Origin of the sequence: Rhodococcus sp. SGAir0479 (assembly GCF_005484805.1) — a bacterium.
In the GTDB taxonomy this organism is placed as follows: domain Bacteria; phylum Actinomycetota; class Actinomycetes; order Mycobacteriales; family Mycobacteriaceae; genus Prescottella.
The window spans coordinates 3,771,983-3,784,155 of the sequence record NZ_CP039432.1; the positions used below are offsets into that span (position 1 = coordinate 3,771,983).

14 protein-coding genes are annotated in these 12,173 nt (G+C 69.2%); 7 read left to right on the top strand and 7 right to left on the bottom strand.

Translation table 11 applies throughout. The features are described 5' to 3' along the window. Positions 1 to 50: 50 nt before the first annotated feature. On the bottom strand, positions 51 to 500 hold the full coding sequence (locus tag E7742_RS17395) for a hypothetical protein (RefSeq protein WP_137800083.1): 450 nt from the start codon (positions 498 to 500) through the stop codon (positions 51 to 53). A 94-nt stretch (positions 501 to 594) separates the two neighbouring features. Here E7742_RS17395 and E7742_RS17400 point away from each other — a divergent pair, with 94 nt between their 5' ends. The 6 genes from E7742_RS17400 (at position 595) to E7742_RS17425 (ending at position 5,722) form a co-directional block, all read left to right on the top strand. Continuing rightward, on the top strand, positions 595 to 1,131 hold the full coding sequence (locus tag E7742_RS17400) for a hypothetical protein (RefSeq protein WP_137800084.1): 537 nt from the start codon (positions 595 to 597) through the stop codon (positions 1,129 to 1,131). A gap of 170 nt (positions 1,132 to 1,301) precedes the next feature. Continuing rightward, the gene (locus E7742_RS17405) at positions 1,302 to 2,738 is read left to right on the top strand and encodes a coniferyl aldehyde dehydrogenase (RefSeq protein ID WP_137800085.1); all 1,437 of its coding nucleotides are present in this window, start codon (positions 1,302 to 1,304) and stop codon (positions 2,736 to 2,738) included. Positions 2,739 to 2,805: 67 nt separating this feature from the next. Next, positions 2,806 to 3,258, top strand: coding sequence for a nuclear transport factor 2 family protein (locus E7742_RS17410; RefSeq protein ID WP_137800086.1), 453 nt, complete (start codon positions 2,806 to 2,808; stop codon positions 3,256 to 3,258). A gap of 238 nt (positions 3,259 to 3,496) precedes the next feature. Continuing rightward, on the top strand, positions 3,497 to 3,991 hold the full coding sequence (locus E7742_RS17415; protein ID WP_137800087.1) for a nuclear transport factor 2 family protein: 495 nt from the start codon (positions 3,497 to 3,499) through the stop codon (positions 3,989 to 3,991). A 61-nt stretch (positions 3,992 to 4,052) separates the two neighbouring features. Continuing rightward, positions 4,053 to 4,577: a nuclear transport factor 2 family protein gene (locus E7742_RS17420; RefSeq protein ID WP_137800088.1), complete on the top strand. Its 525-nt coding sequence runs from the start codon at positions 4,053 to 4,055 to the stop codon at positions 4,575 to 4,577. After that, positions 4,574 to 5,722, top strand: a complete 1,149-nt coding sequence (locus E7742_RS17425; protein WP_137800089.1) for an oxidoreductase — start codon at positions 4,574 to 4,576, stop codon at positions 5,720 to 5,722. Before E7742_RS17420 ends, E7742_RS17425 begins: the two co-directional genes overlap by 4 nt. An 87-nt stretch (positions 5,723 to 5,809) precedes the next feature. Here E7742_RS17425 and E7742_RS17430 read toward each other — a convergent pair whose 3' ends face one another. The 6 genes from E7742_RS17430 to E7742_RS17455 form a co-directional block, all read right to left on the bottom strand. Beyond that, positions 5,810 to 6,847 (bottom strand): NAD(P)-dependent alcohol dehydrogenase, encoded by a 1,038-nt coding sequence (locus tag E7742_RS17430; RefSeq protein WP_137800090.1) that lies wholly within the window; start codon positions 6,845 to 6,847, stop codon positions 5,810 to 5,812. Beyond that, positions 6,825 to 7,799, bottom strand: coding sequence for an alpha/beta hydrolase (locus tag E7742_RS17435; RefSeq protein WP_441346861.1), 975 nt, complete (start codon positions 7,797 to 7,799; stop codon positions 6,825 to 6,827). The genes E7742_RS17430 and E7742_RS17435 overlap by 23 nt, the downstream gene beginning before the upstream one ends. Next, entirely contained in the window at positions 7,796 to 8,428 is a 633-nt protein-coding gene (locus E7742_RS17440) for a TetR/AcrR family transcriptional regulator (protein ID WP_137800091.1), read from the bottom strand. The genes E7742_RS17435 and E7742_RS17440 overlap by 4 nt, the downstream gene beginning before the upstream one ends. Positions 8,429 to 8,467: 39 nt before the next feature. Continuing rightward, on the bottom strand, positions 8,468 to 9,817 hold the full coding sequence (locus E7742_RS17445) for a flavin-containing monooxygenase (protein WP_137800092.1): 1,350 nt from the start codon (positions 9,815 to 9,817) through the stop codon (positions 8,468 to 8,470). 187 nt (positions 9,818 to 10,004) lie between these two features. Beyond that, positions 10,005 to 10,754, bottom strand: coding sequence for an enoyl-CoA hydratase-related protein (locus E7742_RS17450; protein WP_137800093.1), 750 nt, complete (start codon positions 10,752 to 10,754; stop codon positions 10,005 to 10,007). Further along, positions 10,751 to 11,266, bottom strand: a complete 516-nt coding sequence (locus tag E7742_RS17455) for a hypothetical protein (protein WP_175420518.1) — start codon at positions 11,264 to 11,266, stop codon at positions 10,751 to 10,753. The genes E7742_RS17450 and E7742_RS17455 overlap by 4 nt, the downstream gene beginning before the upstream one ends. A gap of 275 nt (positions 11,267 to 11,541) precedes the next feature. Between E7742_RS17455 and E7742_RS17460 the strand changes: the two genes are divergently transcribed. Next, a complete protein-coding gene (locus E7742_RS17460; protein WP_137800094.1) occupies positions 11,542 to 12,153 on the top strand; it encodes a TetR/AcrR family transcriptional regulator in 612 nt (203 codons plus the stop codon). Positions 12,154 to 12,173: the final 20 nt, after the last annotated feature.

Consider the following 12,173-nt stretch of genomic DNA (forward strand, 5'->3'; position numbering starts at 1 on the left):
CCTCCCGCTGCCGTCTGCCGTCCGCCGGTGAGGCTACGCGGGCGAAGCCGTCACGACAGGGAGACCGGCGAGATGGTGGCGACGATTCGGTCGATCGCGCCGTTCTCGAGTTCGAACGTCTCCACGATCTCGACCGTCATCAGACGCCGGTCGCCGATGCCCGCGTCGAGCAGGTAGCGGGTGGGGACGGTGTCGCCGCTCTCGCTCATGGCCAGATCGCGCACGCCCTGGACGACGCGGTACTGGATGCCGTGGTTCAGATCGTTCGCCAGCTGCGGGCCGTTGAACCCCGTCTGCAGGCCGGCCTCGACCCGCGTCGCGTCCGGGGTGAAGACGACGGCACTCGCGTCGTGGCTGACGAGCGCGTCGATGTAGGCGCGGGCCATCGCCTCGTTGGGCGAGTCCGTCGGATCCGGGGCGGCCGACGCGGCGGCGGGTACGGCGACGGCCACGGCCGCCGCGGCGAGAAGGGACAGGGTCGAGGTCTTGGCGATGCGCATGCCGCATCGTAGCTAGAACACGTTCCAGTTGTCCCGAAATGTGGCAGTCCGCCCGTGCCCGGCGCCGAACGCGGCAGACGAGTAGACAGAATTCATGGGACGACCTCACCACGACGACCGGAAATCCGCCGAGAACCCCCGCCGCGTGCGGTTCCCGCGCCGATGGAGTCAGATCGACGAGACCCGACGCGGCATCGTCCTGGCGTGGCTCGCGTTCACCGTCACCTTCGGCGGCGCCCGCCTCGTGACATGGCTGATCCAGATCGACACCCGCGACGTCGGCGACATCTCCGCCGGCGGCACCCATCTGCACCACTACCTGTGGGGCATCCTCCTGCTCGCCGGTGTGGCGATCTTCGGCATGGTCGATCGCAGCCCGCGGGCCCGCACGTGGATGGGACTCGCGCTCGGCATCGCGCTCGCCCTCATCGTCGACGAGGCCGCGCTGCTCATCACCCTGCGGGACGTCTACTGGCACACCGAGGGCTGGCCCAGCGTCGCGATCGGGCTCGTCCTCATCGGACTCGGCGGCACGGCGCTGGTGCTCACCCGCAGCGGCGCGGTGCTCGATAGGGACACCGAGAAGGACTCCGACGACGAGTCCCGTTCGGGGGACCGAGGTCCCGACTAGCCGGGGACCGCGAACGCCCTCCGCCCGGTACCTCCTACCGGGACCGGCCGCGCCGGTCGACCCTTTCTTGGCCCGGCGGCGGAGAACACTCCCGGTGGGCGAGACGAATCACTGTTACCGCCGACACAGCTCGTTAGCGTCGTGACATCGGCAACGACAGGAGTTACCCCATGAGCACGGACAGCGCGACGATCGCCCGCCTCCCGCAGATTCTCGAGGCCCAGAAAAGCGCTGCGTCCGAACACGGGACCCCGTCGGCCGAGGAGCGGCGCGCGCGACTGCAGACGATGATCGACCTGCTGGTGCGCTACCACAAGCCGCTGACCGAGGCCATCGACGCCGACTTCGGCGGCCGCCTGGTGGCGTTCTCGATCATGAACGACATCCTCGGTGCCATCACGTCGCTCAAGCACACGCGCGACTCGCTCGAGTCGTGGATGGCGGACGAGGAGCGGCCGCCGTACCCGCCGTACGACCAGCTGGGCGCGAAGGCCTACATCCAGTACCAGCCCAAGGGTTCGGTCGGCGTCATCGGCACGTGGAACGCGCCACTGTTCACGCTGCTGAGCCCGCTGGCCTGCGCGCTCGGCGCCGGCAACCGCGTGATCCTCAAGCCGTCGGAGGTGGTGCCGCAGACCGCGCAGGTCCTCGCCGACGCCGTCGCCGAGATGTTCGACCCGTCCGTGGTGGCGGTGGTCACCGGCGGGCCGGAGGTCGCGGACGCGTTCACGTCACTGCCGTTCGACCACCTCGTCTTCACCGGCAGCACCGAGGTGGGCAAGCTGGTGATGGCCAACGCGGCGAAGAACCTCGTGCCGGTCACGCTGGAACTCGGCGGCAAATCCCCCACCATCATCGGCCGCAGCGCCGACCTCGACGACGCGGCCACCAAGATCGCGATCGCCAAGGCCACCAATTCCGGCCAGATCTGCGTCTCTCCCGACGTCGTGTACGTGCCCCGCGAGGAGCTCGACACGTTCGTGGGCGCGCTCGAGAAGTCCTACGCGGCGCTGCTGCCGACGATCACGGACAACCCGGACGTGGTCGCGGTGGTGAGCGACCGGCACCTCGCGCGCGTCGAGGCCCTGGTCGCCGACGCCCGTGAGCGCGGCGCCCTCATCGTCGCGACCCCGGTGGACGAGACCGCGGCCGTCGACGGCGACCGCAAGCGCCCACTGCGCCTGGTGGTCTCGCCCCCGGCCGACTCGAAGATCATGCAGGAGGAGATCTTCGGTCCGGCAATCATCCTGCTGCCGTACGACCAGACCGAAGAGGTCATCGCCGACATCAACAGCAGACCGAAGCCGTTGGCGCTGTACTACTTCGGAACCGATCCGGTGGAACAGCAGGCGGTGCTCACCCGCACGTTCTCGGGCGGGGTGACCGTCAACGACGTCATGATGCACCCGGGTATGAACGACGCGCCGTTCGGAGGCGTCGGCGCGTCCGGGATGGGCCATTACCACGGTCGCGAGGGCTTCCTCGAATTCAGTCATGCACGAACCGTTTTCGAGGCATCGGAACACGATCCGCGCGGCGAGTGGGGCACCCTGCCGCCGTACGGCGAGGGGTACCTGGCCGCCATGGAGGCGCAGGTCACCCCGTAGCCGCGCCCGCTGCCGATCAGTGAGAAGTCCGCCCGCCGGCGTCCGCGTCGGCGGGCAGAATGCCGGTATGACCCGTGAACTCGCTGACCGTCTCGCGCTCACCGACCTCGTCGCGCAGTACGCGATCGCCGTCGACCGTCGAGACGAACTCGCCCTGTCCGCTCTCTTCACCCCCGACGCGCGCCTGGTGCAGCCCACCGGACTGGTCCGCCGCGGCAAGGACCCGGTGCTGGACGGCGCCACCGCCGTCGTCGAGGGTGTGCTGGGCGCGGTGGCGCACCTGCACTCGACCCGCCACGTGGTGAGCCAACAGCTGGTGGACGTCACGGGCGACACCGCCCGCGGCGAGGTCTACTGCGACGCCCACCACGTGTACGCGACCGAGTCGGGACACCGCGACTACATCGTGTCGATCCGCTACCTGGACGAGTACCGCCGGGACGAGGACGCGTGGCGGATCGCGCAGCGGGAACTGGTCGTGGACTTCACCGACGACCGCGAGATCGCGCTGCTCGGCTGATCCCGGGAGGGGCGCGGGCGAGATCGTGTGTTGCTGAGCGGGAAAGCTCTTCTCGCGGCGCCGCACCCCGACCTACAGTCCGTCCGACCGGTGTTCGGGAGCGGTCGCCGCGCGCCGGCCCGCCGCACGACACCGCAAACCGGGTCGCGGCGACGCGGATCCCGGATATGCTCGGTCCCGATCAAGTGCTTGGTCAACGTCTACGGAGGTCGAACTCGTGAGCGGCGCAGCCGGATCCATGGAACGTGAAGAAGTGACCCTCTCCCCCGCAGAGCAGCTGCTGGCGATCGGGGAGATCGAGAAGCTGTTTGCCGCGCGCCTGCGGATCATGGACACCAAGCAGTGGGACCGGTACGGCAGCTGCCACACCGAGGACGTCGTGAGCGAGTCGTGGGGAGCCGGCAGTCGCGTCGTGGGGCCGGAGGCCCTCACCGCCGCGATCCGGAACACGCTCGACGGCGACGCCTTCGTCACGTCGGTGCACCACGGGCACACCCCGGAGATCACCCTCACCTCCGACACCACGGCCACCGGCATCTGGGCCATGGAGGACATGCTGTGGTGGACCAACGGGGACGTCGAGGAACACCTTCACGGCTACGGTCACTACCACGAGGAATACCGCAAGGTGGAGGGCAAGTGGCTCATCAGCTACCGCAAGCTCACCCGCCTTCGCGAGACGCACACGCCGGGATTCCGCTCGTATCGCCACGCCGCCGCACCGACGAGCTGACCGGATCGGCGCCACCCCGATCGATCACCGTCCCGTACCCGTCCGACAGAGAGGTCCAGCCATGGGTGAGCCCGCCGGCGCACTGACCCTGACCGCACAGGAGCAGTTGCTCGCGATCGAGGAGATCAAGAAGGTGTTCTCCTCGCGCCTGCGCGTCATGGACACCAAGCAGTGGGACCGGTACGGCCCCCTGCACACCGAGGACGTCGTCACCGAGACGTGGGCCGGCTTGCCGGGCGACAAGCAGCCGGCATCGGACGGGCAGTCCAACCGCGCGTCCGGACGCGAGCATCTGACGAATTCGATCCGCGGCATGCTCGGGTCCTCGACCCACGTGACCACCGCGCATCACGGGCACACCCCGGAGATCACGCTCACCTCCGACACCACGGCCACCGGCATCTGGGCCATGGAGGACGAACTGTGGTGGACCAACGGCGACGTCGAGGAACACCTCCACGGCTACGGCCACTACCACGAGGAATACCGCAAGGTGGAGGGCAAGTGGCTCATCAGCTACCGCAAGCTCACCCGCCTGCGCGAGACGCACACGCCCAACTTCTTCGACTACATGGGAGCCCTGTGACCACCCCTGCCTTGGACACGTCCGCCCTCTTCGCACCCCTGACGGTCCGCGGTCTCGAACTGCGGAACCGCATCGCGATGTCGCCCATGACACGGCACGGCTCACCGGGCGGCGTCCCCACCGACGAGGTGGTCGCGTACTACCGGCGGCGTGCGGAGGGCGGGACGGGGCTGATCGTCACCGAGGGCGTCGCGATCGAGCATCCGTCGGCGGTCGACGCCGACACCGTTCCGGTCATGTACGGCGAAGCGGCACTGGCGGGTTGGCGCAGGGTGGTCGACGCCGTCCACGCGGCGGGCGGACGGATCGTTCCGCAACTGTGGCACGTCGGCCCGCTGTTCGGCGCGATGGGCCCGGTCGGCGACGTCACCCCCATGCGCCCGTCCGGGCACTGGGGCACGGTCGGCAACACGATGTACTCCGACGAGTACGTCGAGCAGATGCGTCCGGTGACGGCCGCGATGACCGAGGGCGACATCGCCGACGTCATCGCCGCCTACGCCGCGGCTGCGCGCAACGCGATCGACGTCGGGTTCGACGGCATCGCGCTGCACGGGGGTCACGGTTACCTGCTCGACGCGTTCCTGTGGGAGGCGACCAACCAGCGTGACGACCAGTGGGGCGGAGACCTGCAGCGGCGCACCCGGTTCCCGGCCGAGGTCGTCAAGGCCATCCGCCGTGAGATCGGCGACGAGTACCCGATCATCTTCCGCTTCTCGCAGCACAAGCAGCAGGACTTCGCGTCGAAGATCGCGCACACGCCCGAGGAACTCGGCGTCGTGCTCAACGCGCTCGTCGACGCCGGCGTCGACATCCTCGATGCGAGCATCCGCCGCTTCTACGCACCGGCGTTCGAGGGCAGCGACCTGTCGCTGGCGGGATGGGCCAAGAAGCTGACCGGTGCCACCGTCATGGCCGTCGGCAGCGTGGGCCTCGACAGCGCGCTCAACGAGCAGGTCATCGTCGGCCTGCCGCAGATGTCGGACAATCTGCCCGACCTGCTGCGCCGGATGAACGAGGGCGAGTTCGACCTGGTCGCCATCGGGCGCCTGCATCTCGCGGATCCGGCCATCGCGCAGCGACTGCGCGACGGCGATCCGATGCCGGAGTTCGACCGCAAGGCCCACCAGGCCCGGATCTACTGACGAGCCTCCACCCCTGAACGGGAGTTCACGGCACGCCTTTCCGGTGAGAGCGTGCCGTGAACTCCCGTTCGGCGCTTGCGGAGGGCCTCAGCGGCCGCCCGGGACCAGGATCGCTCGGCCCTTGATCCTGCCGGCCTCGAGGGCGTCGAACGCCGTGACCGCGTCGTCGAGCGGGAACGTCTCGGCCTCGATCGTCACGAGCCCCCGCCGCGCGAGGTCGATCACCGCACGCTGGTCCGCACGCGTCCCGGCGTAGCTCGTCCGCACGCTCGCGCCCCACGGCAACGCGAACCCCGTCCAGTCGAAACCACCGCCGCCGAGACCGAGGATGCGCAGCGCACCGTCCCGCCCGATCACCCGGGTGGCGATGTCGACGGTGGCCTGGACCCCCACGCAGTCGAAGACGGCGTCGACGCCGAGCCCGTCGGTGAGCTCGAGGATCTTCTCGACGCACGACGCGTCGGAGGCGAATGCGTGGTCGGCGCCCAACGTGGTCGCCAGTTCCAGCTTCTGCTCCGCCGAGTCCACCGCGACGATCCGGGCCGCCGTCGTGGCCGCGAGGATCTGCACCGCGGTGTGGCCGAGGCCGCCGATGCCCAGCACCAGCGCGGTCGAGCCCGGGCCGAGCCGGTCGCGGGCGCCGTCGATCGCGTGGTACGTCGTCAGACCGGCGTCGGCGAGCGGGCCCGCCGTCACCGGGTCCACGTCGCCGAGGGGTTCGACGAAACGCGCGTCCACCTTCATGTAGTCGGCCATACCGCCGTGCGCGGCCAGACCGGGGCACAGCGGCAGACCCTGCCGTCCCGGCGATCGCTCGCACGAGTTCTCCCGCCCCTGCACGCACGCTCGGCACGTTCCGCAACTCCACACCAGGAAGACGAGAACCGCGTCCCCCACCGCGAACGTGTCCACCCCGTCGCCGAGTGCAGCGATGCGGCCGGCGGTCTCGTGTCCCAGCGTCATGGGCGGCGGCATCATCGACGCCGGTGCGTGCCGGACGTGGATGTCGGAGTGGCACAGTCCGGCGCCCGCCACCTCGATCAGCACCTCACCCGGACCGATCGCGGGAACGTCGGTGTCCACGACGGCGATGCGTCCGTGCTCAACCAGCTGCAACGCGCGCATCGTCCACCTCCCCGGCGACGACGGCGGGGACGCCAGCGGCTTCGGGTGCGGCCGCGAGATGCCGGCGCAGGAACAGGATCTGGTGCTCGAGCACCCGCTCGAACCACTCCTTGCCCGGGTAGACGTCGAAGTGGTCGCACGGGTAGTGCCGCACCTCGGCCCGGGCGCGTTCGGCGGCCTTGGCCGCGGCGTGCGGCGGGGCGCTGCGGTCCAGGTCGCCGATCTGCACCAGCAGCGGCGCCGTCACGTTCTTCGCCACCGTGACGGGCCGGTACGAACCGATCTCGAGGAAGGAGCGCGCGGACACCTCGTTGCGCCAGCTCGGCCCCGCGATCGACCGGTAGTCCTCGTAGATGCCCGGCAGTGCGAGCGCGGCGACCTCCCCGGGGCGGCCGGCGAGCGGGATCGTGACGCCGTGTGCGCCGCGCGCGGCGGCCACCCTGTCGCGCAGAGCCGCCCACGAACTCTTCGCCAGGTGTCCGGGGCTGTAGTGCCGCATCGACGCCGCCGACGCGGCACGTGCGTCGGTCGCCGGGGTGAGCGCGATCAGAGCGGCCAGACGGTCGTCGGCGGCCCCCAGGCTCAGGACGTGCCCACCCGACAGCGACACCCCCCAGGCCACGATGCGGTCGGCGTCGACCCCGTCCAGGCCGCGCGCGGTGGCGACGGCCGCGGCGTAGTCCTCCAACTGATCGGCGATCGAAATGGTCTGGCGCACCGCCCCGCCGCTGCGGCCGAACCCGCGGTAGTCGAACGCCAGCACGTCCAGTCCGGCCGCGGCGAGGCCCTCGGCGAACCCCTCGAGCCCGGAATCGACGGTTCCCCCGAAGCCGTGCGCCATCACGACGCACGGCCGGCCCGCCGCGGTTCGGAACGCGTCACCCTCCCCGCGGTAGTGCCAGGCCGCGCAGGTGGTCCCACCAACGGCGATGTCCACATCGGTACGTGTCACTGTTTGCTCCCATAGATTGTGTTGAGCCACACCGCAACCAGAGCCTCGCGGGCCGCATCGGGCGCGAGCGCCCCCGGTCCGCCGCGCGAGAGACTCTCGACGGCGCGGTCGTTCATGTCGAGTAGAACCACGGCGAGTGCCCGACTGTCCGGGCCGGCGACCGCCCGACCGGACTCCCGTTCGGCATCGATCACCGCCGCCACCGGGTCGACGTAGCTGGACCGGTCGTCGTCCCACATCTGACGCACCGACGGGTCGCGGTCGCGCGCGTCGCGCAGTGCCCGATACAGATTGGGGTGCCGCTCCCAGGTCGCGATCACCTCGGAGATCAAGCCCTCGATCATCTGCCGCGGGCTGCCCACCCGGTCGAGGTAGGCACGCGCACCGTCCTGCATCTCCCGGTACACCGTCCGCGACAGTGCCGCGACGGCCTTGGCCTTGTTGTCGAAGTAGAAGTAGAAGCCCGACCGGGTGACCCCCGCCGCGCGCGAGATGTCGTTGATGCTGATCTCGTCCAGCGTGTGGTCCTCGAGCAACGTCTCGACGGCTTCGAGGATCGCCGCCCGGCGCTCCTCGCCCTTGTGCGCTCTCCGGGTGCGCGGTTCGTCGGCGGCGGGGCGGGTGCTCATGTGTCGGCTCTCCGGTCGGTTACGGCGTACGGGTTCCCATCATGCCGGGACACCCGCGAACCGGACGGCTCCCTCCTTGCGTACCCGGGCCAGTCCGGCCGGTAGCTCCCTGGTCCGCATCTCGTGTTCGTAGATGTAGTAGTCCACCTGCTGGGTGTGGCGCGGACGGTTGTTGAAGTGCCCGACGAAGCGCTCCTCGTCCGCCTTGATGACGCGGTGCATCTCGGCCTCCGCCGGCGGCCGATACGTGCCGGCGAGGTAGGCGGCGAGCGTGCGCGACTGGCACTCGACGAACGGGAACAGCGTGGGTGCCGACTGCGCGAACCCGATGAACGCGAGGTCGTCGACGCCGGGCTTGAACATCCGCTTGTAGAGCGGGAACTGGTTGCCGGGCGCGCTCAGGAAATCCTCGTCGAAGAACGGGAAGGTGATGTTGTATCCCGTCGCGTAGATGATGACGTCGAAGCCCGCGCTGGTCCCGTCCACGAAGTGCACGGTCTCACCGTCGAGGCGTTCGATGTTCGGCTTCGCGTCCACGTCGCCGGAACCGAAGCGCACCAGCAGTTCCTGGGATTGCGTGGGATGGGCCTCCCCGAAGTGGTGGTCCGGCGTCGGGAGCCCGAAGCTCTCCGGCCGACCCGACAGGAAGATCGGTCCGCGCCGGCCCAGTCGACGTTGCCACGACAGTGGGATCTGCGGGATCGTCTGGATCAGCGTGTCGGCCGGGACCCCGAACGCGTACTTGGGAACGATCCACGCCCCCGAGCGGGTGGAGATGGTCACCTTGTTGCGTTGTGAGCGCTGGGACAGTTCGACGGCGATGTCGGCCGCGCTGTTGCCCAGCCCGACGACGAGAATCCGCTTGTCGCGCAGATGCAGCGGCGTCTCGGGATCGATGTAGGCGTGCGAGTGGATCGACTCGCCGGTGAATTCGCCGGGGAAGTTCGGGAACCGGGGATCCCAGTGATGCCCGTTGGCGACGACCAGGAAGTCGAACCGGCGGGTCTCCCCGTCCTGGGTCCGGATCCGCCAGCCGCCGCCGGGAAGACGCTCGGCGTGTTCCACGCCGTTCTCGAACCGGATCCGGTCCAGCAGCGAGAACGCGGCGGCGTAGTCGTCCAGGTACCGCTTGATGTCGGTGTGATGCGGGAAGTCGGGAAGCTCCTCGGGCATCGGGAAGTCCTTGAAGGACAACCTGTGCTTCGAGGTGTCGATGTGGAGCGACCGGTAGGCGCTCGAATGACCGTTGGGGTTCCCGAACGCCCAGTTACCCCCGATCCGGTCGGAGCTCTCGAAGCACTCGTAGGGGATGTCGTAGTCGGTGAGCATCTTGCCGGCCGTGAGACCGCTGATTCCGGCTCCGATGATGCAGGTGGTGGGTTTCGCCATCGTGCTCCGTTCGAGGTGGTCGTGACGTGCCTCACACCGTAGGTACAAAATTGACACGCGTCAATAGTGCGAGATCGGCGCACCGCAGCGGAACTCGGATTCGCGGCCGACAGCATGCACGACGACGGGCCGGGCCACGGTGTGGCCCGGTTCGGGAAAACTCGTATTCGGTTGTGGCACAGATCTTCTAATGCCCGGTCCACATCGGCAGACTGCGTTGCTCGAACGCTTCGATACCGGCCCGGAAGTCGTCCGATTCCAGGACCGTCCGCAGCGCGTCGGCGGTGGCGTCCCAGCCGCGCTCGTCCGCGGCGGCGAACTGCGCATCTAACGCGCGGAGGCTCTCGCGAACCGCTACGGGCGACGCCTGGCAGATCTCGTGCGCCATCCGCAGCGCCCCGGCCAGTGCGGCCCCGTCTTCGGTCACCTCGTTGACGACCCCGAGGGTGTGGGCCCGCTCGGCCGACAGTGTGCGTCCGGTGATCATCAGCTCGCGCGCGACGTTGACCGGTAGTGCGCGCGGCGCCCGGAACAACGCGCCGGACGACGCGACGAGACCCCGGCGGGTTTCGGGCAGGCCGAATTCGGCGGTGCGGGCCGCGACGACGAGGTCACAGGCCAGCGCGATCTCGAATCCGCCACCGAGCGCGTACCCCTCGACAGCGGCGATCAGCGGTGTGGCGCGCTTGCGGCGGATGATGCCGTACTCGCCGCCGCGGGGCATCCGCAGATCGGCTCGTTCCCGGATGTCGGTGCCGGCGGAGAAGATGCGCGGCGTGCCGGTCACGATGCCCGCCCACAGGTCCGGGTCGTCGTCGAGGAGGTCGAACGCCTCCTCCAGCCCCTCGGCCGTCCTGCGATCGATCGCGTTGCGCCGTTCCTCGCGTTCGATGTGGATCACGAGGATCCGGTCGCGGCGCTCGTACCGCACTGTCATCGCGTCGCCTCCGTCTCGACCCCGGGACCCGCCACGACCCCCGCCTGGTGGTACCGGATCCGGTCGACGGTGCGCCGGTAGCGGGTGAGGTTACGGCGGTCCTCCCGTTCCTCGGTGACGCACGGAACGGTGCACTGGAGAACGAGATCGAAGGCGACCGGCTGAACGTCGTTGAGTTCGAGCACCACTCGGATCAGGCGCAGTGGTTCGAGGATCTCGTACCGGATCGGGCCGACGTCCACGGAGTCCGGGTCGGCGGCCAACTCCCGACTCGTGCGCACCGTCCACTGCTCGGTCCCGCGCGCCACACCGGCGTACCCGTCGACGACGTTGCGGTTGACGTACTTGCCGAATCCGAAACCGATCTGGAGCGACCCGTCCCTCGCCGCCGCCATCAGGCACACCTTCTCGGTCCAGGAGTGGTCGGTCTGCGACACCGACGCGAACGTCTCCACGATCCGGTGGGTGAAGTACTCGTCCGCAGCCACGAGGGGCCCGACGGATCCGCCCATGATCGCCTCCGTCCCGAATCGTGCACGGATCCGGCGGCGAAAGCCGCGCTTGCCGCACTTTTTCGACTGGAGGCTAAAGATAGACGCAAGTCTAGTTTTTGGGAACACGTTCTGCCACACTTTCCGGCGGGCCCACGTGGACGGCCCGGCGGTGTCGGATTGGACAGGGACACGCCCCTCGGCGAAGACTGTCGGGTGCCATTTGCCCTGACAGGAACACTGCATCGGCTCGACGCCCGGCTCGAGGGCGCCGTCGACGGGGAAGTTCGGAGGACATGAACGAGCCCACGACACTCAGCCGCCGCGAACGCAACAAGCAGCAGACCCGCGGGAGACTGCTCGACGCGGCGCGCGAACTGTTCGCCGCACGCGGCGTCGTCAGCACCACGGTCGAGGACATCGCGGACCGGGCAGGGGTCTCCCGCGCGACGTTCTTCAACTATTTCCCCAGCAAGGACGAGCTGCTCTCGGCGCTGCACGCGAGCCACATGGATTCGATGGCCCGCGTGATCGACCAGCTCCTCGTGCGGGAGCTGACGACGACGGACCGGATCGGCGCCCTGTTCGCCGATTTCGTCCGCTCGACCGAACAACTGCCCGGATACCTGAGGGCGGTGACGGGCGAACTCGAGCGCGACCTCGCCTCCCCCGAGATCAGCGTCGAGCGCACCGAACGCTTCAACGACGAGCTCCTGCGCATTCTCGAACCCGGGATCGCGGCCGGCGAGGTACGAACCGACTACCCGCCCCGTTTTCTGGCTCAGATGGTTGCGGCCGTCTACGTCTCGACGATCCGCTACTGGCGCCAGGACCCGGACTACGACCTCGCCGACGGCTTCGGCAAGGCGGCTCGATACGCGGCGGAGTCGCTCGCGCCCCGGCCGTGACGCCGGACAGCGCGGATGTC